The organism is Streptomyces sp. NBC_00038 (genome assembly GCF_026343635.1).
Classification (GTDB): domain Bacteria; phylum Actinomycetota; class Actinomycetes; order Streptomycetales; family Streptomycetaceae; genus Streptomyces.
Map to the genome: position 1 here is coordinate 5,449,708 of NZ_JAPELQ010000001.1, position 20,033 is coordinate 5,469,740.

Consider the following 20,033-nt stretch of genomic DNA (forward strand, 5'->3'; position numbering starts at 1 on the left):
CTCAGTGCAATAAGGGCTTTGATCTAGTGCAATGTGTGGAGAGGGTGGCAGGCCGCGCACCCCGTCAGGCCCGGACCTGCGGTGTCGCCTCCTCCGCCGGAGCCTGCGCGGGCTCCTCCCCCGTGCCCGTCCGCCGGTGCCGCGCGTACACGCCGCTGAGCAGCGCGGCGGCGGCCACGGTGACGCCGAGTGCGAGGAGCAGCCAGCAGGCCAGGCGGAGCGTGGAGGTGAGGGCGTCGTACACCGCGCCCGCCGCCGTGGGGGAGACGCCGGGCGGCAGGTCGGCGAGGGTGAGCCGGCGGCCGACGGCGATCGCCACGCCGAGCAGCGCGGCGCCCAGTGCGGTGCCGAGCCCCGTCGAGAGCACCGCGCGGCGGCGGCACACCGCGACCAGGATCCCGGCGAGGGTCAGGACGACCGAGGCGGCGGGCAGCCAGAACGCGGCGACTTCGAGCACGTGGAAACCCTTCCGGAGCCGGGTCAGATCCTCGGCCGCGAGCACCGTGATCCGGGTGTGCTCGACGGGGATACGGTTCGCCAACGGCATGTGGTCGTCGGCGAGTTGGCGTTTCACGCGCTCGGTGACGGTCGCGACGTCGACGGTCACCGCCCCCTCGCTGTCGTCGCGCAGCGCCCGCATCACGGCGTCGTGCGCGGCCGTGTTCGCGGTCTCCCAGGCCGTGCGGTACGCCTCGGTCTGCGTGAACGAGCGCACCGCGTCCCGCACGAAGGAGTTCACCGGGCCCTGCATCCGCGGCCGTACGTGGACCTCCCGCATGATCCCGTCGGTGACACCGGCCGTGATCGCGTCCCGTACGTCCGCGTCGGCGGCGAGCGGCGCCATCGTGGCCTCGTAGCGGGCCGTGTCGCCGATCCCGTACAGCGCCCAGGCCGAGAGCGCGCCCAGCGGCGTGAGCAGGCAGGCGAGGACGATCAGCGCGGCCGAAACGGCGCTGCGGACACGGTGGGACACCCCACCAGGCAAGGCCTCCGGGGCTCCTCGCGCGAGCGGTTTGGCTGCAAATGGGCGCATATGACAAGCCGTACGGGGACCAGAGACCCCGTCCCGCGTGCGGGGCTCACCGCGCACCCGCCCACAGCCCAGTAACCGCACGGCCCGCACGCTCTCCGGTGGAGGCCTCACCCGAACGGGTGTTACCTGGTTCTGGGGAAAAGGAGGCCGATATGCGATCCACCCCGGCCCAGCGGACTTTCGCCGCGGCCCTGTTGACCGGCGGTTTTCTCACCGTCGCGATGGCGGGCACCTCGGCGGCGGCGGTCCCGTCGGCTCACACCTCCGGTGGCGGCGGCTCGGACAGTCCCATATGGGGCACCGTCGTCTCCCGTGGCGATCTGAACGTACGACAGCAGCCCACCGCGAACTCGTCCCTGGTCGACAGGCTCTCGCCGGGCAGTCAGGACCGCGTCCTGTGCGCGGTGCAGGGGCAGAGCGTCTTCGGCAACACGGACTGGTTCTGGCTCGTCGGGGCGCAGGGATGGGCCAGCGCCGCCTTCGTGGACACCGGCAGGCAGTGGGTGCCCAGCTGTCAGGACCCGTGCCCCGACTGGAAGGACGGGGCCTGGGACGACGACAACTGGAAGAACGGCGACAACAGCTGGAACAACAGCAACCGCGACAGCGGCTGGAACAACGGTGACTCCGACTGGAGTTCCAGTTCGGCCGGCTCGGGTTCCTGGAGCTTCAGCGTCTCCGGCTCGTGGAGCTTCAGCGCCTCCGGCTCCACGTCGAGCTCCTGGGACTGGATCCCAGGGGGCAGGTGAGTGAGGGAGACACACGAGGCCCCGGCTGCTGCGCCGGGGCCTCGTGTGCCGTATGTCGGGTTCGCAGGGTCAGCCGACCCGGTGGCCCTCCGCGTCCTCGTGCGTGTAGTAGCGGTAGAAGAGCACCACGTACACGCTCGCCGCGACCGCGAGGGACATGATCACGGACCGCAGGATGGTCGCGCCGGTCTGGCTGTAGATGAAACCGAACGCGATACCCGCGAACGACATCCACAGCAGCGCGTGCAGTTCACGCTTCATCAGCGGAGCCAACATGCGCACGCCCATCCAGGCCGCGGCGAACGCGATCGCGCACACGAACCCGAACAGCACGTTCCAGCCCGTGATCGCGCCGGTGTCGCGGTTGATGGCCGCCGCCCAGAAGCCGTAGATGAGCCCGCCGACCACGGGCATCGTCCACTTCACGATGCTCGCGGCCCGCGGGCCCATGAGGTCGTACAGGAAGCCGGGCTGATCCGCTCCGGATGTACGCGGCCGGGATGTGCGCGGTGTCCCTGACGCCGGTGATGCGGGTGCTGCCTGAGCCATGGGAGCACTCCTCTCTCCTCGCCCCTGCCTCCAGGGCACACCTCGCCCGGGCCCCTGGCAAGTCGGGATGCGGGGGTCGGGGCACCGTGTTTCGCTGGGCTTCATGAAGCTCGTACTCTTCGGCGCCACCGGCATGGTCGGCAGCCGTATCGCCACGGAGGCGTCGGCACGCGGACACCAGGTCATCGCCGTGAGCCGGTCAGGGCAGTCCCCGGTCCCCGGCGTCATCACGGCGGCGGCGGACGTCTCGGACCCGGCGAAGGTGACGGAGCTGGCGGCGGGCGCGGACGCGGTGGCCTCCGCGTGTGCGCCGCCCAGGGACGGCACGGATCCCCGGGGCCCCTACCTCGCGCTGACCCAGTCGCTGGTGGAGGGGGTCCGGGCGGCCGGTGTACGGCGGCTCGTGGTCGCCGGCGGCGCGGGCAGCCTGGAGGTCGCGCCCGGTCAGGCGGCGGCGGACCAGCCCGGCTTCCCCGAGGCCTACCTCCCCGAAGCCCTCGCCCAGCGCGACGCCCTCACCTTCTACCGGGGCCTCGACAACGGCCTCGACTGGACCTACGTCTCGCCCGCCGCCGAGATCGCCCCCGGCGAACGCACGGGCCGCTTCCGCATCGGCGGCGACCAGCTCCTCACCGACGAGCACGGCAACAGCCGGATCAGCGCCGAGGACTACGCGGTCGCCTTCGTCGACGAGCTGGAGAAGGACGCCCATCCGCGCGCCCGGATGTCGGTCGCGTACTGACGGGCACGAGGGAGAGGCGGTACGGCGAGGTGCGCGGCCGGCGGTCCGTCATCGAGCAACTGCCCCCCGCCGGACGGCCGGACGCGCTCCAGCGGCAGCGGGTCCTGCGGCTGCGCGGCCACAGCGTCGCCTGGGTGCCGCCGCTGCTCCTCCTCATCGGCATCACGCTGGCCGACGCGAACACCTCCGGCGAGTTCCGGATCATCTCCTGGATCGTGCTCGTGCCCGGTATCGCGGCGGCGATCTGCGGGGTGTGGGGCACGGCCGCCTTCGCGGTGCTCTCGCTGCTCACCTACTTCGCCGTGGACACCTCCTGGCCGCACCAGTACCAGACCGGCCTGCCCGACTTCATCCTCGTCGGGGTGGGCGGCATCCTCGCGACGCTGGCCTGCGCGGTCCGGGTCCGCGGAGAGCGGCGGATGCTGCACATGATGGACGTCGCCGAGACCACCCGGCGCACCCTGCTGCGCCCGCTGGCGCCGGGCTGGGGCGGCCTCGACCACGCGGCCGTCTACCTCGCCGCCGACAGCGAGGCCCGCGTCGGCGGCGACTTCTACGACATCCAGCCGGGCCTGTACGGCACCCGCGTCCTCCTCGGCGACGTCCAGGGCAAGGGGCTCGGAGCGGTGGAGGCGGCGGCCGCGCTCCTCGGCACGTTCCGCGAGTCCGCGTACCACGCGCCGCTCCTGCGCACCGTCTCCGACCGCCTGGAGATCCGCATGCTCCGGCACGTCCACTACTGCGCCTCGCTCGGCTACGACGACGACGACCGCTTCGCGACGGCGATCCTGGTCGGCTTTCCCAGGGCCGCCTGGAACGGCCCGACCCGGCGGGACAGCGCGAGTCTGACCGAAGTCGCGGTTTCGCCGGAAGTCCCGGTTCGGCCCGACGTCCCGGTCTCGCCGGACGTCCCGGTTTCGCCCGAGGGCTCGGTTGCGCCGGAGGTCGCGGTTCGGCCTGGAGTCCCGGTCTCGCCGGACGTCCCGGTTTCGCCCGAGGGCTCGGTTCCGCCCGAAGTCCCGGTCTCGCCCGAGGACCCGGTTTCGCCGGTCTCTCTCGACACCGTCGAGGTCATCAACTTCGGCCACGAACCGCCGCTCGTGATCTCCCACGGCGGGGTGCGCTCCCTGCCGCCCGGCGACGGACTCCCGCTCGGGCTCAGCGAGTTGACGTACCATCCGCCGCCGCTGATCACCGTCCCGCTCGCCCCCGGCGAGACCCTGCTCCTCGTCACGGACGGCGTGACCGAGGCCCGCGACTCCGCCGGGGTCTTCTACCCGCTCCGCGACAGCGTGGCCCGCGCCGCGGCCGAGGATCCGGGCATCGCCGACCCGCAGCGCCTCGTGGAGTTCGTCCGCGACGCCACCCTGCGCCACTGCCGCGGACGCCTGGCCGACGACACGACGATCTTCGCCGTACGACGCCGGCAGCAGCCCCCGGGTGAGGTACAAGCCCCGTCATAGCCGGGCGTTTGCACTCCGGCCGCCCACCTTTGCAGGCGCAGCGGTTACGGTGCTGGCGTACGTGATCGATGGGGAGGGAACCTATGCCCGGAACCGTGCTGCTTCTCGCGGCCTCGCCGGTGGGCAAGGGGCGTCTGGTGGACGCGGCGTCCGTGCTCCCCGTACTCGCGGCGGTGTCCCCCGCGGTGCTGTCCGGCGCGGACACCGCGAACGTGGTGGAACTCGCCGATCCGCTGGAGCCGCAGGCCGTCCTCACGCGGCTGCGTGCGGCTGCGGCGGCCCCCGGGCCGCTGACGGTGTTCGTGACCGGCCAGCTTCAGCTGGACCGGCGCCAGCGGCTCCCCCACCTCGCCCTTGCCCGCACCACCCCTGCGACGGTCCGCTACACCGCCTTTCCCTGGCACTGGATCGCCGAGGAACTGCGGCTGCGGCCGCCGGGTACCAGCACGCTGGTGGTCGACCTGCATGCCGATCCGGAGGCCTGGCAGCACCTCACCGCCCGCCCGCTCACCGCGGGGCCGACCACCGCGCTGTACGGGCGCGTTGCTCCGCCTCCGCCCCGCCGTACGGTGGCTTCGCCGGCGTACATGAAGGCGGTCGCCACGCTTCTCCGCAGTGGCTACCGGCCGCCGCTTCCGCAGCTTCATCAGCAGGCGCTGGGGCGGATCGTGGGGGAGGGCGCGTACGGGGACATGGTGCTGGAGCCCGGAGTTGGTGCCGGGGTGGGGTTTTTCGCCCCCTCCGCCCCTACCCAACCCGTACCTGGGGGCTCTGCCCCCAGACCCCCTTATCGGCCTGAACGGCCTCGTCCTCAAACGCCGGACGGGCTGGAAGTTGTCGACCCGCATGCCCTCATTGCAGCGGCCGTGCAGTCCGAGCAGCATGGTGAAGCCGATTCGCTCGCCGCGCGGCAGGAGCAGGAGGCTCTCCGGATGTACGGTCCCGCCTCCGAGCAGGTGCTGCACTGGATGGAAGTCCGTGCGGATCTGGCGATGTTCGCCGGGGATCCGGTCCGCAGTTGCCGGACCTGGCTCGCGGTCGCGAACGCCCGGCTCGGTGCGGGCCAGGCCCCGGACGCGGTCGCCGTCGAGACGGCCGCCGACCGTGCCCACCACCAGTGGGGCAGCATCCGCGACGCGGCACGGGCCCGTGAACTCGGGCCCGCCCTGGCCGAGTTGCGTGGCCGGGTCCCCGGCCGCCGCGAGGGCGCGCTGAGTCACGTACAGAAACACCTGAACGAGCTGCAGGCGACGGAACAGCTCGCCGGCTAGTCGGCGGGGGCGAGATACGCGAGCGCCCCGGACACCAGCGTCCGTACGCCCGGTGCGACCACGGACAGGTCGGGCGCGAAGAGCGGGCTGTGGTTGCTCGGCACCGCGTCGAACCTCTCCATCAGGTCCTCGCCCGGTGCCTCGTCCCACACCGCGGCCGGGGTGCTCGTCACGAACCAGTAGGCGTACGGCAGTTTGCCGTCCGCGAGTTGGGAGAAGTCCTCGCTGCCCATCGCCGGGCCGGGGTCGAAGACGGTGGCCTCGCCGAACACCTCGCGGTGGACGCCGGCGACCCGGTGGTCGGTGTCCGCGTCGTTCACCGTCGCGGGGAAGCCGTTGCCGAGCGTCACCTCGGGCCCGCGCGGGCAGCCCGCGGCGAGGCACTCGCCCTCCGCGATCCGGCGGATGGCGGCGAGCATCCGGTCCCGGACCGCCTCCGACTGCGTACGGAGGTTGAGGGAGATACGGGCGGTGGCGGGGATGATGTTGGAGGCCGTGCCCGCCTCGATGCGTCCGACGGTCAGCACGGCCGACTCGCGCGGGGCGATCTCGCGGCTGACGACGGTCTGCAGCCGGGTCACGATGTACGCGGCGGTCACCACCGGGTCGACGGTCGTCTCCGGCCGCGATCCGTGTCCGCCCCGCCCGTGCACCACGATGTCGACGTCCGTCGTGGCCGACATGATCAGCCCCGGCACATGCGCGTACAGGCCCGCGGGCCCGGGCGTCACATGCTGGCCGAGCAGGACGTCGGGGCGCGGAAAGCGGTCGTAGAGCCCGTCCGCGAGCATCGCGGCCGCGCCCTTGCCGGACTCCTCGGCGGGCTGGCCGACCACGAGCAGCGTCCCGGACCAGGCGTCACGTCCGGCGGCCAGCGCCGCCGCCGCGCCGGCCAGCCAGGTCACGTGCATGTCGTGCCCGCAGGCGTGCATCACGCCGGGCGTCTGTGAGGCGTACGCCAGCCCGGTCTCCTCGGTCACGGGCAGTGCGTCCATGTCGGCGCGCAGCAGCACGGTCGGTCCTTCGCCGTTGCGCAGTACCCCGGCGACTCCGGTGCCGCCGATGCCCTCGGCCGTCTCGAACCCCGCCTGGGTGAGGCGCTCGGTCAGGGCGGCCGCCGTGCGGTGCTCCTGGAAGGCGAGTTCCGGGTGGCGGTGCAGGTCCCGGTAGAAGTCCTCCAGAGCGGAGACCGGGAGGTCGGCGGTGATGTCCAACGCGGCGCGTGCGGCGGCAGAGGTCATGAACGCAGCGTAGACCGGCTCCCTGTCACCTGGATGGCGGCGCTCGCCAAGGTCGTCGCGGCCGTCCGCTGCTATTCACGAGGGAGGGGGACGCAGTCCACCGAAGGAAGAGCCGCTCATGGTCAACCTCTCCATAGACTTCACCCAGGGTCTGAACGACGCCTGGTCGAAGGTGGCGCAGTTCATCCCCCAGCTGATCGGCTTCCTGGTCATCCTGGCCATCGGCTGGTTCGTCTCGAAGCTGATCGCGAGGGTCCTGGACCGTGTCCTGCGCAAGGTCGGCTCCGAGCGGCTCTCGGAACGCGCGGGCACGGCCCGCCTGCTCCAGGACTCCAAGTACGACATGACAGGCATCGTCTGCAAGATCGTCTACTACGCGCTGATGCTGATCACCCTCCAGCTCGCGCTGGGCGTCTTCGGCGCCAACCCCGTCAGCACGATGATCAACGGCATCGTGGCCTGGCTGCCGCGCGGCATCGTCGCCGTCGTCCTGATCGTCATCGCCATGGCCATCGCGAACGCGGTCCGCGGCATCGTCGGCAGCGCCCTGTCCTCTGTCTCGTACGGCAAGACGGTCGCGACCATCATGTGGGCCTGCATCCTCGCCCTCGGCGTCATCGCCGCCCTCGGCCAGGCGGGCATCGCCACCACGGTCACCCAGCCGGTCCTGTACGCGGCCCTCGCCACCGGCGCGGGCATCATGATCGTCGGTGTCGGCGGCGGCATGATCGGCCCGATGCGCCAGCGCTGGGAGCGCTGGCTGACGACCGCCGAGCGCGAGACGGCGAACGCCAAGGGCAGCATGTCCGCCTACCAGGCGGGCCGCCAGGACGCGATGTCGAACCAGCCGGTGCAGGAACGGACGGACATGCCGCGTACGACGGACATGTGAGCGGCGGCCCTAGTCCCCGTCGGTGCGCTGCTCCGGCAGGAGGCCGTGCTGCCTCACCAGCCAGCTGATGGCGGTGAGGCGGCACACCGCGTAGTCGTGGCCGACGGGCTCGCGCCAGTCCAGCTCCGCGAGCGCGTCGAGAAAGCCGAGGGCGTAGTCCGCGAGGTCCTCGTGTGTCGGGGGCCGGGGTACCAGCTCCGGCCCTCCCGCCGCGAGCCGCTCGCGCAGCTCGGCCACGTGCTGGTCCACGGCGGCCGTGAAACCGGGCTCGAACGCGAACTCCGCGAAGCGGGGCGCGTACGCGCGGCTGATCTCGGCCAGGGGTGACATGCCCCCAAGGTAGGCGCGTCGTCCCCTCGCAGGGGAGGGCCTTTTGTCATGGTTTCCGTCACATCGGGTCTTGGTCCTCGTCACATCGGGCCCGGCTTGACGTGACACTCGAACCAGACCGTCTTCCCCGCCCGTCCCGGCAGCGGAGTCCACCCCCACCGGTCGGTGACCCCCTCCACGATCACCAGTCCCCGCCCGCCCTCCCCGAGCTCGTCCACAGCTGTGGACAACGGCGGCCGCGGGCACGTGTCGGTCACCTCCACCCGTACGCCTTCGGCCGACCACAGCATCAGCAGCGCGGCCCGCCGCCCCGGCACATGCCGTACGACGTTCGCGACCAGCTCGGTCAGCGCGAGCCCGGCGGCGTCGTTCAGCTCCGTCATCTCCCAGGCGATCAGATACGCCCGCAGGATGCGCCGCAGGTGCCGCGCCGAGTGCTCACCGACGGTGAAGCTGATGCCGTACCTCGCGGCAATCGCCGTGTGTGGGGGGTCAGTTGCGTGATTCATGTCACCAGCGTGGAGTGGAGTGATTACGCTCGGCTACAGAATGAAATGAACGCCGCCGGGCGTTCGGACCTGGGGGTGACCGCTCCATGCCCAACATCCGCGAACTCGATCCCAGCGCTTCTCCGTTGGACTACTTCGGCTCGGAGCTGCGGCGCCAGAGAGAAGCGGCGGGCCTGAGGCAGGGTGAGTTGGGCTCCTGCATTTTCTGTACGGGGTCCCTGATCGGGCAGGTCGAGACGGCCCACAAGGTCCCGACCAGGGATTTCGCCGAGCGGGTCGACGCGGCGCTGATGACGGACGGGGCGTTTTCGCGGTTGGTGGGGCTGGTTTTGCGGAGCCAACTGCCGACGTGGTTTCAGCAGTATGCGGAGATGGAGGCGAGGGCCGAGTACATCTCGACGTACCAGTGCCAGCTTGTCTACGGGCTCCTCCAGACGGAGGCGTACGCGCGAGCCGTGCTCGGCGTCGAGCAGGCAGACAAGCTCGACGAGATGGTGGCCGCTCGGATGGAGCGCCAGCGCATCCTGAAGCGGGACAGTCCGCCGGTGGTGTGGACGGTGCTGGACGAGGCCGTCCTGTACCGGGAGATCGGTGGCAAGGCTGTGATGCGGGACCAACTAACCCACTTGTTGGGTCTCTTCGGCCAGCCGTGGATGGAGCTCCAGGTGCTGCCGTTCTCGGCGGGTGAGCACGCCGGGATGATGGGCTCGTTCACACTCCTGCGCTTCGACGACGACCCGGCGCTGCACTACAACGAGAGCTACGACTCGGGTCACATGACCGCCAACCCGCAAGTGATCAGGGAGCGTTCGGTCGGTTACGCTCGCTTGCAGGCCGAGGCCCTCTCTCCGAGGGAGTCGGCGGCACTGATCGCTCGCGTGATGGAGGAACGCTATGGGCAGCAGCCGGGACGCGACGCGCGCTCAGTGGCGTAAGTCGTCGTACAGCGGATCCAGTGGCGGCGAATGCGTCGAGTGTGCCCCTCTCGGCACCGCCAAGTGGCACAAGTCGTCGTACAGCGGCAGCAGCGGCGGCGACTGCCTCGAAGTCGCCGACCTCACCCCCCACATCGCCCTCCGCGACTCCAAGAACCCCGAAGCCGGAGTCTTCACGGTGAGCCCCGACGCCTTCTCGGCGTTCGTCGCCTACGCCTCCAGCTGATAACCGTCCGCGTACCGGATCAGAACGTCGGTCGGATCGACCTCGCCGGGGTCCGGCTCCTCGTACCGCAGGACGACCGGCCGTTCCGTGAGGACGGCCGCGCCCTCCAGGGGCCACCACCGGCCGACCCGGAACAGGACGTCCTGCTCGGCGTCGAGGGCCGGGGACGCGGGCAGCCCGGCGGCGTACAGCATGCAGCGCCAGTGGATCAGGTCCTCGGCGTACGACCAGGAGTCGAGCGCTCCGCCGAACTGCTCCCAGAGGTGGAGCTCTTCGCGGCTCGGCGGGGGCGGCGGGGTGATGACGTCACCTCTGTCCACCTCGGGCCGCACGATGCGGGCCGGGATGGGACCGCGGAGGTTCGCCAGCAGGTCCTTGTAGACGAGCAGCCCGAATTCCGAGAGCACATCGTTCGGCTTGGCCTGCCATCTGAGGGCGTTCTCCATCTCCTCGTTCAGTTCGTAGGCGCCGGACTCCCCCTTGTCCCACGCCACGCTGAGCATGTCCCGCAGAGGTGCGCCGAGAGCCTCGACCAGCGCTTTCTGCGCATCGACGAGGGCGTCGCCGAACGGCCCGGCAAGCATGGGCCGCGCGTGCCCGCCCGCCCCCGGGGCGAGTTGCTCGCGGAGCTGCCGCTCGACCTGCTCGGCGAACTCGGGCGCCAGTTGTCTCGGCGGCCCCGCATCGGCATCCGTGAACAGCCGCCCGTCGACCCGGTGTTCAAAACCGTGGCGCAACACCCAGGAGGCCAACGCGCCGCCCAGCGGGGAGTCCATCCAGACGACGGTCTCCGGCGCGCTCAGCCCATGGGCCCGATACCGCGCGACGACGGCGGCCTCGGCACCCGCCCGGTCACAAGGCTCGATGGACAACCCCGCCCGCAACCACCCCTCACACTCGCCGACCACCCGTTCCTTGACCGCCGCGGTCATCAGTGCCTCATGCCCCATGCGCCCTCCCCCGTTGATTCCGGTGTCATTCCACGACGGGCGCCCCATGACACCTCCGCCGGCCGGCCGGCTGACAGGCAGCAATTGGCAGATCTGTCCCACCACCCCACCCACTCCACCTGGCCAAACGCACACACCGCTGGGACGCATCTGCCAATCCCCGGCGCGGAAACGTAACAGCACGCTCGTTCGAGTGAATCGTTCCGGATTCCGTATGTGGGCTGTCGGTCTACCCTGGGACTGTCGCGCTGAGCGAAGGAGGTCTGTCATGGGGACGGCGGAGCCGATCATCATGCCGGGGTACCAGGGTGAGGCCATCCACGGTCCCTACGACGATCCTGACGGCGAATACGAGCTGCCCCACTACACGGGCGGCGTAAGCGTCGAGCAGGCCTTCGAGCTGTTCAGTGCGGCTGCCCCCGAGGGCTGGCGCGTGGAGCTGGTCGAAGGGGAGATCTACGTGGTGCCACCGGCGAATGGGGAGCACGAGGGGATCGTGTCGGAAGTCGTGGAGCAGGTCATCGCCCGACGGACCGACCGCACCTTGCGCAATTACACGGGCATCGGCCTGAACGTCCCCGGTGCTTCCGAGACCGGTCATGTCATCCCCGACCTGGTTGTCGCGCCGAAGGGCAGCTTCCACGACGAGGAGGAGTGGCACGCCCCCTCCGGGGTGCTTCTGGTCGCAGAGGTCACCTCGGACTCGACGGCCGCCCGCGACCGTGAGAAGAAGATCCGCGGCTACGCCCGTGCGGGCATCCCGATCTACCTCCTGATCGACCGGGAGGAGGGCGAGGTGGTGGTGTACTCGGAGCCGTCGGGCGATGACTACACCAAGGGGCCCAAGCACAAGCTGGGCCTGGCGGTGCCGCTGCCCGCCCCCCTCGGGTTCGAGCTGGACACCGCGGAGTTCTGAACGAGCCGGATGTCGGCCGAACGAGAAGTACGGGTCTCCGATCCCGCTCGCACCGGGCGTCGGGGTCCGGCCGACAACGACCCGGCCGACGCGTCAGCGCACGGAGGGCCGCGACGAGCCCGGTACGGAGGATCACGCCGGCAACGTACGACACCGCCGGGCCGCTCGACGCGGGCCGGTTTTATTCGGTTGCCGCTCCCCGTGTCCGCCCCTCACCATGGGCGGCACACCGGGAGCTGCCCGGTGCTCCACGAGAGGAGGCACGACCGTGAACACGACTGTCCTCGGCCTGCCCGCCGACCGCCTCCCTCTCACCTCATGGAGCACCTCCAGCGATGTCTCACGACGATCTCTCGCAGCACCCTCAGAACCCTCAGCGGCCTCAACACCCCGCATTTCCTGACGACTTCAGCGCCGACCCCTACCGCCGCGTCCCGCCGCGGGACGACCTGGGCGACGTCGACGACCGGTTCGTCTTCGACTTCCATGCCTACGACGACCTTGAGGACGGCCGACGCTGGTCGACCTGGCTCAGCGTCGAACCCCTCTGCCGCGGCCCCGAGCCGCGCCCGGACTGGGTGGTGACCTCGCAGGGCGCCATCGACACCGAGCTCGGCGTCCTCAAGACCGGCAAGGAGGCCGAGGTCCACCTCGTCGAGCGTGCCGACCCGCTCGACCCCGCCGCCGGTGTGGTCATGGCGGCCAAGCGGTACCGCTCTCCCGAGCACCGGACCTTCCACCGCTCCGCGTCCTACACCGAGGGCCGCTCGATGAGGCGCTCACGTGACGAGCGGGCCCTCAAGCGGAAGAGCACCTTCGGCCGGCAGGTCGCGGCCGGCGAGTGGGCGGTGTCCGAGTGGGGTGCGCTGGTGCGGCTCTGGGACCTCGGGCTGCCGGTTCCCTACCCGGTCCAGATCGACGGCACCGAGATCCTGATGGAGTGGATCACCGTCGTCGACGAGGACGGCGCCGTCCAGACCGCGCCCCGGCTCGCCCAGACCCGACCCTCCCCCGAGCTGCTCGCGGCGTACTTCGAGCAACTCACCGACGCGCTCGCGACGATGGTGCAGAACGGCCTCGTACACGGCGACCTCTCGGCGTACAACATCCTGGCGGCGGACGAACGGCTGGTCATCATCGACCTGCCACAGATCGTCGACCTGGTCGGCAACCTCAACGGGATGACCTTCCTCCAGCGCGACTGCGCCAACATCTGCGGCTGGTTCCGCTCGCGGGGCCTCGACGTCGACGAGCACGCGCTGTTCGCGGAACTGATGGCGCACGCCTTCTGAACCAGGCGGTCGGGCGGCCGGGCGGTCGGCTAGAACAGGAAGATCAGTCCGGCCGCGACGAGGATGTCGAGGACCCCGCACCACTCCGCGTACGTACGGGACACCACCTTGTCGAGCTTGATGTAGGCGAAGTCCCAGATCCCGTGCAGGAACCAGCCGGCCGCCACCAGCCAACGGCCGAGATCGGGGTCCACGACCAGCCCGGCCAGGGCCACCGCACCGAAGCCGAGCATGCCCAGGGTCTGGACCCGGAACGGGCCGGGCCGCGACAACTGCCCGTCGAGCGCGCCCCAGACCAGGACGACCAGTGCCACGGCGGCGAAGACGGTGGACGGCGGGACCACGTCCACCGCGCCCAGGATCAGCGTGACCGCGAACGCCACGCTGATCACCGGCCAAGTGGCCCGGCGGCTGCTCAACTTGGCGACGATCAGGTACTCCAGGGGCAGCAGCGGGAGTATGTGCGCGAGTTCGCTGTCGGCGTCGGGACCGTTCAGGGTGAGGGCCGCCACCGCGACGGCCAGGGCGGTGGGCCAGCGCCGGAGCAGCCAGTGGGTCCGGTTGCCGCGGGTGGATGTGGTGTCAGCCATGGGACGAACCTCCGTACTCGCCGCGACGGCGCAGCATCAGCAGGAACATGAGCGGGAGCATCAGTACGTGCTCCAGGAGGAGCAGGGACTCGCCCGAGAGGGCGCCCAGCCACAGCAGCGGGAACAGCACGAGGAACGGGGCGAACATGGCGCCCGCCATTTCGAGGGTTCCGGCCCAGGCGTGACCTCGGTGGCGCATCCAGACGACCATCCCGGCCGACATGTCGAACGCCATCTCCAGGCAGACCAACTCCGCGTACTGGGACGGGAATTCAAGGCTGGCGAGCCACAGGACGCCGCGCAGCACCGGACCGAGGACCACCATTCCGACGGCCATCGCGGCGACCATCTCCAGGTAGTGCCGGAGGAAGCGTTTGTTCGTCGTCAGGGTTTTCACGGGGCAGCTCCTGAATACCGGGGCGGGGTATCTCGTGCTGCCCAGACTGGCGAAGGCGGACTACCGCCAGTAGTGCCGAACCCGCATGAGTGGACGTGGAGTTGTCACATCGCCGCGTGACAACTGTCATCTCCGTCGGTCCCGTTGCGACAATGACCGCGTGCGTGACGCGCCGAACGACCAGGGGGCAGGACCGGCAGGACCGGCAGGGCTGACGGGCCAGACAGGGCTGACGGGCTTCCACCGATACACCTGGTGGAGTCTCATCGGCACCACCGAGTTCTTCCTCGTCTTCTTCGTCGGGGAGTGGGTCCTCGACCCGGACGTCGCGGCCTGGGCGCGGATTCCCGGTGCGGTCGGCCTGGCGGCCACGGCGGTGGCGAGTGCGGTGCTGCTCAGTCGCCGGGTGGCGATCGCCCCGGCCGGCGCTCCCGACAGCGTGCGCGAGCGGCCGCCCGTGGCATGGCTGACCGCAGGGAGCGCGGGTGCCGCCCTGCTCGGCGGGGTCGCGCTCGCCGTCCGGAACTACGAGCTCTGGTCGTACGCGCCCGCCACGATGGTCACGGTCGCGGCGACGTTCCTGTCGCCCCGGCGCAGGCGGGAGTTGATCGCCGGAGCGGTGGCCGTCGCGGCGGTGCTCGGCGGGGCCGTCGCCCTGGCCTGCGGCGACGGGCCGGTCCAAGCGGCGGCGTTCCCGGCCGTCATGGTCGCCTCCGTCGCCTGGATCACGCTGGGCATGCTGTGGGGCTGGGACGTCGCCGGTCGCCTCAACCGGGCCCGCGGGCTCGCCGCCGAACTGGCGGTCAAGGACGAGCGTTTGCGGTTCGCCGCCGACCTGCACGACATCCAGGGCCACCACCTGCAAGTGATCGCACTCAAGGGCGAGTTGGCCGCACGGCTCGTCGAGGCAGACCCGGCGCGGGCCGCCGCCGAGATGAAGGACGTGCAGCGGCTGGCCACCGACGCGCTCACCGACACCCGCGCCGTGGTGCAGGGCTATCGCCGCACCTCCCTGGACGCGGAGATCACCAACGCGGCGAGGGTCCTCGCCGCGGCCGACATAGACGCCCGGCTGCACATCGAACCCGCCGACGCCGAGGCTGGCTTCGACGCCGACAGCCTTCCGCCCGCCGGACGGCATCTCCTCGGCCTGGTGATGCGGGAGGCCACCACCAACGTGCTGCGCCACAGCCAGGCGCGCCGGGCCGAGGTCGACTACCGCCTCACCAACGGCTTCGCCCGCCTGCGGGTGAGCAACGACGGCGCGGCCGGCCCGCCCCGCTCGGGCATGGACACAGGCACCGGGCTGCGCACCCTGGCCGAGCGCCTGGAGGCCGCCGGAGGCGAACTGACCTGGGAGCACAAGGAGGACAGCTTCATGGTGGCGGCGTCGCTGCCGGTGGAAGCAGGCGCGCACGTGGACTCCGAGGGGGCGGCGGGATGATCCGGCTGTTGCTGGCCGACGACGAGGAGCTCCTCAGGAGCGCCCTGGCCGCCCTGCTGGACCTGGAGGACGACCTCAGCGTGGTCGCCCAGGCGGCCACCTCCACCGACGCCGTACGGCTGGCGCGCGAGCACTGTCCCGACATCGCCGTACTGGACCTGGAGATGCCGCCGGCCGACGGCCTGACCGCCGCCGAACAGATCCGCGCGGAACTGCCCACCCGGATCGTCATGGTCACCCGGCACGCGCGGCCGGGAGTGCTGCGCCGTGCCCTGGCCGCCGGGGTCAGCGGGTTCGTGCCCAAGACGACGCCCGCGGTCAGGCTGGCGGAGATCATCCGTGACGTCGCCGCGGGCCGCCGGTACGTCGATTCCGACATCGCCGCGTCCGCGCTGACCGAGGACGACTGCCCGCTCAGCGACCGGGAACTGGACGTACTGCGAGCGGCTCGCACCGGCGCCTCGGTCAAGGAGATCGCCACCCGGGTCGGCCTCGCCCCGGGCACCGTCCGCAACTACCTGTCGGCGGCCATGTCCAAGCTCAACGCCAACTCACGGCACGCGGCGGCCCATCGGGCCTGGGAGGAAGGCTGGATCTAGCGAGTCACGGCCGGGACCGGGACCGGGACCGAAACCGGAACCGGTGCGGGCTCGGCCGCTCGCGCGGGCCCCGTGTTCGCCGCGAGCAGCAGAGCCGCGATGGCGATGACGGCGGCGCCGAAACCCCTTGAGTAGCGGACGGTAATACGTCGGAGCATGGCGACCTCGCAACGACAGCGGCGTATTAAGCGGGCTTAATCTCGCGCTTAACGTAGGGGTTGGGAGTGTCAAAGGGCAAGGGGAACAAGGGGAGTTGGATATTAGTCAGGACTTGACCGAATGTAACTCGGCTTACTGGCATGCTTAAGTCATGGCGGAGCGTGACGGACCGGAGATCATCGGGCGCAGGGTGCAGCAGCTGCGTACGGCACGCGGGTTGACGCAGAAGCAATTGGCGGAGCCCGTGTATACGCCCGCCTACATTTCCACCTTGGAGGCCGGGCGGGTGCGGGCCTCCGAGCCGGCGCTCAGGCACATCGCCGAGCGGCTCGGGGTGGCGTACGAGGAACTGGCCACCGGCCGACCCGCCCACCTCGCCACCGACCTGCGGCTGCGGCTCACCGACGCGCAGCGCACTCTCGCCACGGGTGAGGCCGAGGTCGCGGCGGAGCAGTACGACGGACTCCTCGCGGAGGCGGAGGCGCACGGGCTTGTCGCCGAGCAGGCCGCCGCGCTCCTTGGGCTCGGCGAATGCGCCCTGGAGACCGGGGATCTGGAAACTGCGCGCAAGCGGTTCGAGGAGTCCGAGGAGCGGTTGGGCGACGCTCCGTTGCCGAACCGCGTGCCGGCCATCCGTGGCCGTGCCGTGTCCCACTACCTCGCCGGTGAACTCCGCTACTCCTGCTACCTGTTCGAGTCCACCCTCGACGAACTGAACCGCACCGGAATGCACGACCCGGATGCCCTCCTGCTCCTCTACACCGGCATCATCGCGCCCTACATGGACATGGGTGCGCAGGCCCGTGCCGCCCAGGCCGCCGAGCTCGCCCTCGCGCTGGCGCCGCAGGTGGGCGATCCCGCGCTGGTGGCCCGGATGCATCGGTCGGTCGCCCGGACGATGATCGCCGAGGGGCGGATGGCGGAGGCCGACGCGTCTCTCGCCAAGGCTGCCGAGCTCTATCGCCAGCTTCAGATCCGTACGGAGCTCGCCAACTGTCACTGGATGCGCGGCTATTTGTACGCCCAGAACGGTGAACTGGCGCGGGCCGAGGGTGAGTTGCGGGAGGCGCAGGCCATGCTCTCCGCCAAGCGTGCCGCGCTCTACACCAGCCAGGTCGCCGTCGAACTGGCCGACGTGCTCCATCGGCGCGGCAAGTCCGAGGAGGCCGCGGGGCTCCTCCACGAGGTGCTCGGTGACCTCAGTCCCGAGCGTGGGGCCGTCCACTCCGCCGGTGCGCATCGACTCCTCGGGATCATCGCGGAGGATGCCCGGGACACGGAGTCGGCGGAGGAGCACTACGTCCGTGCGCTGAGCCTCCTGGAGCGGGCCGGTGCGGCGGGCGACCTCGCCGATCTCTGTCGGCTCCTCGGCGACCTCCTGCGCCGCACGGGCCGCGTCGAGGCCGCCCTCGACGCCTACCGCACGGGCCTCGGCCACCGCACGGCCCCCGGCACCACCACCCTGGGCCCGGCCCCGGCCCAGCCCCCGCTGTGAGTTCTTTCGCCCCCTCCGCCCCTACCCGTCCCGTACCTGGGGCTCCGCCCCAGACCCCGCTCCTCAAACGCCGGAGGGGCTGAATTTTTCCCCGGCCAGGCGCTGAAATCTTTAGCCCCGGCCGGCAGACCTTTCAGCCCGGCTGGCGGATCTCTCAGCCCGGGCAGCAGACCTTCAGCCCCGGCTGGCAAACCTTCAACCCCGGTCGGCAGATCTACCAGCCCCGGCCGGGGAGATCTTTCAGCCCGTCCGGCGTTTGAGGACGAGCGCGTCAGCGCGATGCGGGGGTCTGGGGGCGGCAGCCCCCAGAAGCAAGGGACGGGTAGGGGCGGAGGGGGCGAAAAAACCACCCCACCCCCAGCCCCCCCGCACAGCCCCCTCTTTGAGGATTACGTGCCCCCGCACAGCGCCCCCGGTTAGCCTGCGGACGGCGTACAACCGGTACATCCAAGGGCAGGCGGGAACCAGGCGCGTGGAGAACCAGCACTACCCGGCGCCCCGGCGCGGGCTGGCCGACGGTGCCCGCCTCGCCGCCCGCACCCTCTTCTACCTGATCGTCGGCGGCCTCGCGCTGCTCGCGATAGGCACCGTCGTCTCGGTGCTGGGCCCGATGGTCGCCCTGGACCTGGCCACCCCGGCGATGTCGGCATGGTGGACGGTCTTCACGGCGGTCACAGTGCAAGGCGTCCCCTTCCTCCTGCTCGGCACCCTCGTATCGGCGGCGATAGGCGCGTTCGTCCCCGAGCGAGTCTTCAACAAACTGCTCCCCAGCAACCCGGCACTGGCGGTCCCCGTGGCCGGAGCAGCCGGCGTCGTACTGCCGGGCTGCGAGTGCGCCTCGGTCCCGGTCGCGGGAAGCCTGATGCGCCGCGGGGTCACCCCGGCCGCCGCCCTGGCGTTCCTGCTGTCCGCGCCAGCGATCAACCCAGTCGTGCTGGTCGCCACGTCGATCGCGTTCCCGGCCAACCCGATGATGGTCCTCGCCCGGCTGCTCGCGTCCCTCGCGACGGCCGTCGTGATGGGCTGGCTGTGGGTCCGCTTCGGACGGGACGAGTGGATCCGGCTGCCGAAGCCGGCCCGCAGGAAGAACACCGGCTCCCGCTGGGACGGCTTCCGCGCCGGCCTCCAGCACGACTTCCTGCACGCGGGCGGCTTCCTCGTCCTCGGCGCGGCGGCCGCCGCGACCTTCAACATCGCGGTCCCGAGGTCGATCCTCGACCTCTTCACCGGCTCCCCGTGGCTGTCGGTACTGCTGCTCGCCGTACTGGCCGTAGTGCTGTGCGTGTGCAGCGAGGCCGACGCCTTTGTGGCCGCGTCCCTGACGGGCTTCTCGCCGACCGCACGCCTTGCCTTCATGGTGGTCGGCCCGATGGTCGACCTGAAACTGATCGCCCTCCAGGCGGGAACCTTCGGCAAGTCCTTCGCGGTGCGCTTCTCCTCCGTGACATGGGTGGTGGCTCTGGTGAGCAGTGTCCTGGTCGGGTGGTGGCTGCTGTGAGGCGCTACGGGCCCGCGTTGCTGTTGCTGCTCAGCGGGGCGGCGGTACTGAGGATCACCGTCTTCAGCGACCTGTACCTGCGGTACGTGCAGTCGGGGCTGAAGGTGTACCTGATCGCGTCCGGCGTACTGCTGCTGGCGCTGGGCGCCCTGAGCGCCGTACGAGCAACGCGAACGCACGACCACGAGGCCGAAGACGAAGACGAAGCCGACGCCCAAGCCGGGGACGAGGACCACGGCCACAACCACCACCGCACCCCCCGAATCGCCTGGCTCCTCACCGTCCCCGCCGCAGCCCTCCTCCTCTTCCCGCCCCCCGCCCTCGGCTCGTACAGCGCCGACCGCGAGGCCGAACAGCGCGCGGCCCAGGGCGTGGGAACCTTCCCGGCACTCCCCTCCGGGGACCCCGTCGCCCTGACCCTGGGCGAGTACACCTCCCGGGCGATCTACGACAGCGGCAAGTCGCTGACGGGCCGCGCCGTCCGGATGACGGGCTTCGTCACCCGGGGAGACAACGGCACCTGGTACCTGGCCCGGCTCCTCATCACGTGCTGCGCGGCGGACGCGAGCACGTACAAGATCGAGATCAAGGGCGCCGACGCCCCCGTGAACGACACCTGGGTCACCGTCACCGGCACCTGGCACCCCAAGGGCAAGCTCGGCTCGGACGAGGCGTGGCCACCCGTACTGGACTCGACGTCGGTGAAGACGGTGAAGGAGCCGGCGAACCCGTACGAGCGCCGCTGATCCCCGC

The 20,033-nt window shown here is 70.9% G+C and carries 23 protein-coding genes; 14 read left to right on the forward strand and 9 right to left on the reverse strand.

Annotation, left to right across the window (positions count from 1 at the left end):
• Positions 1-64: 64 nt before the first annotated feature.
• Complete coding sequence (locus tag OG219_RS24605) at positions 65-973, reverse strand: hypothetical protein (RefSeq protein ID WP_266829881.1); 909 nt, start codon at positions 971-973, stop codon at positions 65-67.
• A 212-nt stretch (positions 974-1,185) separates the two neighbouring features.
• Here OG219_RS24605 and OG219_RS24610 point away from each other — a divergent pair, with 212 nt between their 5' ends.
• Positions 1,186-1,782 carry an SH3 domain-containing protein gene (locus OG219_RS24610; RefSeq protein WP_266829883.1) on the forward strand — a complete coding sequence of 199 codons (597 nt, stop codon included), beginning with the start codon at positions 1,186-1,188 and terminating at the stop codon, positions 1,780-1,782.
• Positions 1,783-1,851: 69 nt separating this feature from the next.
• Here the strand turns inward: OG219_RS24610 and OG219_RS24615 are convergent, their stop codons facing one another.
• Positions 1,852-2,331, reverse strand: coding sequence for a hypothetical protein (locus tag OG219_RS24615; RefSeq protein ID WP_266829885.1), 480 nt, complete (start codon positions 2,329-2,331; stop codon positions 1,852-1,854).
• A gap of 103 nt (positions 2,332-2,434) precedes the next feature.
• On the opposite strand from OG219_RS24615, the gene OG219_RS24620 reads away from it, so the two are divergent.
• From OG219_RS24620 to OG219_RS24630, 3 genes are all read left to right on the forward strand, one after another.
• Positions 2,435-3,073 carry an NAD(P)-dependent oxidoreductase gene (locus OG219_RS24620; RefSeq protein ID WP_266829887.1) on the forward strand — a complete coding sequence of 213 codons (639 nt, stop codon included), beginning with the start codon at positions 2,435-2,437 and terminating at the stop codon, positions 3,071-3,073.
• Between the two features lie 29 nt (positions 3,074-3,102).
• Positions 3,103-4,536 (forward strand): PP2C family protein-serine/threonine phosphatase, encoded by a 1,434-nt coding sequence (locus OG219_RS24625; protein WP_266829889.1) that lies wholly within the window; start codon positions 3,103-3,105, stop codon positions 4,534-4,536.
• 83 nt (positions 4,537-4,619) lie between these two features.
• Entirely contained in the window at positions 4,620-5,807 is a 1,188-nt protein-coding gene (locus OG219_RS24630) for a hypothetical protein (RefSeq protein WP_266829891.1), read from the forward strand.
• On the opposite strand, the gene OG219_RS24635 is transcribed toward OG219_RS24630, so the two are convergent.
• Positions 5,804-7,048, reverse strand: a complete 1,245-nt coding sequence (locus OG219_RS24635) for an amidohydrolase (RefSeq protein ID WP_266829893.1) — start codon at positions 7,046-7,048, stop codon at positions 5,804-5,806. The genes OG219_RS24630 and OG219_RS24635 overlap by 4 nt on opposite strands.
• A gap of 118 nt (positions 7,049-7,166) precedes the next feature.
• On the opposite strand from OG219_RS24635, the gene OG219_RS24640 reads away from it, so the two are divergent.
• Complete coding sequence (locus tag OG219_RS24640; RefSeq protein WP_266829895.1) at positions 7,167-7,940, forward strand: hypothetical protein; 774 nt, start codon at positions 7,167-7,169, stop codon at positions 7,938-7,940.
• A gap of 9 nt (positions 7,941-7,949) precedes the next feature.
• Here the strand turns inward: OG219_RS24640 and OG219_RS24645 are convergent, their stop codons facing one another.
• Together OG219_RS24645 and OG219_RS24650 are read right to left on the reverse strand one after the other, a co-directional pair.
• Positions 7,950-8,270: a DUF6401 family natural product biosynthesis protein gene (locus OG219_RS24645; RefSeq protein WP_266829897.1), complete on the reverse strand. Its 321-nt coding sequence runs from the start codon at positions 8,268-8,270 to the stop codon at positions 7,950-7,952.
• 80 nt (positions 8,271-8,350) lie between these two features.
• The gene (locus tag OG219_RS24650) at positions 8,351-8,779 is read right to left on the reverse strand and encodes an ATP-binding protein (protein WP_266829899.1); all 429 of its coding nucleotides are present in this window, start codon (positions 8,777-8,779) and stop codon (positions 8,351-8,353) included.
• An 86-nt stretch (positions 8,780-8,865) separates the two neighbouring features.
• Here OG219_RS24650 and OG219_RS24655 point away from each other — a divergent pair, with 86 nt between their 5' ends.
• Together OG219_RS24655 and OG219_RS24660 are read left to right on the forward strand one after the other, a co-directional pair.
• Complete coding sequence (locus OG219_RS24655; RefSeq protein ID WP_266829901.1) at positions 8,866-9,714, forward strand: helix-turn-helix transcriptional regulator; 849 nt, start codon at positions 8,866-8,868, stop codon at positions 9,712-9,714.
• A complete protein-coding gene (locus tag OG219_RS24660) occupies positions 9,674-9,940 on the forward strand; it encodes a DUF397 domain-containing protein (protein ID WP_266829903.1) in 267 nt (88 codons plus the stop codon). Before OG219_RS24655 ends, OG219_RS24660 begins: the two co-directional genes overlap by 41 nt.
• On the opposite strand, the gene OG219_RS24665 is transcribed toward OG219_RS24660, so the two are convergent.
• Positions 9,925-10,890, reverse strand: a complete 966-nt coding sequence (locus OG219_RS24665) for a hypothetical protein (RefSeq protein ID WP_266829905.1) — start codon at positions 10,888-10,890, stop codon at positions 9,925-9,927. The two genes, OG219_RS24660 and OG219_RS24665, sit on opposite strands and share 16 nt — an antisense overlap.
• 268 nt (positions 10,891-11,158) lie before the next feature.
• Between OG219_RS24665 and OG219_RS24670 the strand changes: the two genes are divergently transcribed.
• Positions 11,159-11,806, forward strand: coding sequence for a Uma2 family endonuclease (locus OG219_RS24670; RefSeq protein ID WP_266829907.1), 648 nt, complete (start codon positions 11,159-11,161; stop codon positions 11,804-11,806).
• 335 nt (positions 11,807-12,141) lie between these two features.
• Entirely contained in the window at positions 12,142-13,098 is a 957-nt protein-coding gene (locus tag OG219_RS24675; RefSeq protein WP_266829909.1) for a serine protein kinase RIO, read from the forward strand.
• A gap of 29 nt (positions 13,099-13,127) precedes the next feature.
• On the opposite strand, the gene OG219_RS24680 is transcribed toward OG219_RS24675, so the two are convergent.
• Both OG219_RS24680 and OG219_RS24685 read right to left on the reverse strand, forming a co-directional pair.
• A complete protein-coding gene (locus OG219_RS24680) occupies positions 13,128-13,688 on the reverse strand; it encodes a hypothetical protein (RefSeq protein ID WP_266829911.1) in 561 nt (186 codons plus the stop codon).
• The gene (locus OG219_RS24685) at positions 13,681-14,085 is read right to left on the reverse strand and encodes a hypothetical protein (RefSeq protein ID WP_266829913.1); all 405 of its coding nucleotides are present in this window, start codon (positions 14,083-14,085) and stop codon (positions 13,681-13,683) included. Before OG219_RS24685 ends, OG219_RS24680 begins: the two co-directional genes overlap by 8 nt.
• Positions 14,086-14,245: 160 nt before the next feature.
• On the opposite strand from OG219_RS24685, the gene OG219_RS24690 reads away from it, so the two are divergent.
• Both OG219_RS24690 and OG219_RS24695 read left to right on the forward strand, forming a co-directional pair.
• Complete coding sequence (locus tag OG219_RS24690; RefSeq protein WP_266829915.1) at positions 14,246-15,529, forward strand: sensor histidine kinase; 1,284 nt, start codon at positions 14,246-14,248, stop codon at positions 15,527-15,529.
• The gene (locus tag OG219_RS24695) at positions 15,526-16,128 is read left to right on the forward strand and encodes a DNA-binding response regulator (RefSeq protein ID WP_266829917.1); all 603 of its coding nucleotides are present in this window, start codon (positions 15,526-15,528) and stop codon (positions 16,126-16,128) included. The genes OG219_RS24690 and OG219_RS24695 overlap by 4 nt, the downstream gene beginning before the upstream one ends.
• Here the strand turns inward: OG219_RS24695 and OG219_RS24700 are convergent.
• Positions 16,125-16,286: a hypothetical protein gene (locus OG219_RS24700; RefSeq protein ID WP_266829919.1), complete on the reverse strand. Its 162-nt coding sequence runs from the start codon at positions 16,284-16,286 to the stop codon at positions 16,125-16,127. The two genes, OG219_RS24695 and OG219_RS24700, sit on opposite strands and share 4 nt — an antisense overlap.
• A gap of 152 nt (positions 16,287-16,438) precedes the next feature.
• Between OG219_RS24700 and OG219_RS24705 the strand changes: the two genes are divergently transcribed.
• The 3 genes from OG219_RS24705 to OG219_RS24715 all read left to right on the forward strand — a co-directional run bounded on the left by OG219_RS24705 (position 16,439) and on the right by OG219_RS24715 (position 20,026).
• On the forward strand, positions 16,439-17,782 hold the full coding sequence (locus OG219_RS24705) for a helix-turn-helix transcriptional regulator (RefSeq protein ID WP_266829921.1): 1,344 nt from the start codon (positions 16,439-16,441) through the stop codon (positions 17,780-17,782).
• 508 nt (positions 17,783-18,290) lie between these two features.
• Entirely contained in the window at positions 18,291-19,280 is a 990-nt protein-coding gene (locus OG219_RS24710) for a permease (RefSeq protein ID WP_266836216.1), read from the forward strand.
• Entirely contained in the window at positions 19,277-20,026 is a 750-nt protein-coding gene (locus OG219_RS24715) for a TIGR03943 family protein (protein ID WP_266829923.1), read from the forward strand. The genes OG219_RS24710 and OG219_RS24715 overlap by 4 nt, the downstream gene beginning before the upstream one ends.
• The last annotated feature ends 7 nt before the right edge of the window (positions 20,027-20,033 follow it).

Coding starts and splice junctions, on each gene's coding strand:
- OG219_RS24650 (WP_266829899.1), bottom strand. CDS start 8,779: ATGAATCACGCAACTGACCCCCCACACACGGCGATTGCCGCGAGGTAC.
- OG219_RS24630 (WP_266829891.1), top strand. CDS start 4,620: ATGCCCGGAACCGTGCTGCTTCTCGCGGCCTCGCCGGTGGGCAAGGGG.
- OG219_RS24655 (WP_266829901.1), top strand. CDS start 8,866: ATGCCCAACATCCGCGAACTCGATCCCAGCGCTTCTCCGTTGGACTAC.
- OG219_RS24675 (WP_266829909.1), top strand. CDS start 12,142: ATGTCTCACGACGATCTCTCGCAGCACCCTCAGAACCCTCAGCGGCCT.
- OG219_RS24665 (WP_266829905.1), bottom strand. CDS start 10,890: ATGGGGCATGAGGCACTGATGACCGCGGCGGTCAAGGAACGGGTGGTC.
- OG219_RS24700 (WP_266829919.1), bottom strand. CDS start 16,286: ATGCTCCGACGTATTACCGTCCGCTACTCAAGGGGTTTCGGCGCCGCC.
- OG219_RS24635 (WP_266829893.1), bottom strand. CDS start 7,048: ATGACCTCTGCCGCCGCACGCGCCGCGTTGGACATCACCGCCGACCTC.
- OG219_RS24615 (WP_266829885.1), bottom strand. CDS start 2,331: ATGGCTCAGGCAGCACCCGCATCACCGGCGTCAGGGACACCGCGCACA.
- OG219_RS24680 (WP_266829911.1), bottom strand. CDS start 13,688: ATGGCTGACACCACATCCACCCGCGGCAACCGGACCCACTGGCTGCTC.
- OG219_RS24670 (WP_266829907.1), top strand. CDS start 11,159: ATGGGGACGGCGGAGCCGATCATCATGCCGGGGTACCAGGGTGAGGCC.
- OG219_RS24705 (WP_266829921.1), top strand. CDS start 16,439: ATGGCGGAGCGTGACGGACCGGAGATCATCGGGCGCAGGGTGCAGCAG.
- OG219_RS24610 (WP_266829883.1), top strand. CDS start 1,186: ATGCGATCCACCCCGGCCCAGCGGACTTTCGCCGCGGCCCTGTTGACC.
- OG219_RS24660 (WP_266829903.1), top strand. CDS start 9,674: ATGGGCAGCAGCCGGGACGCGACGCGCGCTCAGTGGCGTAAGTCGTCG.
- OG219_RS24620 (WP_266829887.1), top strand. CDS start 2,435: ATGAAGCTCGTACTCTTCGGCGCCACCGGCATGGTCGGCAGCCGTATC.
- OG219_RS24695 (WP_266829917.1), top strand. CDS start 15,526: ATGATCCGGCTGTTGCTGGCCGACGACGAGGAGCTCCTCAGGAGCGCC.
- OG219_RS24640 (WP_266829895.1), top strand. CDS start 7,167: ATGGTCAACCTCTCCATAGACTTCACCCAGGGTCTGAACGACGCCTGG.
- OG219_RS24645 (WP_266829897.1), bottom strand. CDS start 8,270: ATGTCACCCCTGGCCGAGATCAGCCGCGCGTACGCGCCCCGCTTCGCG.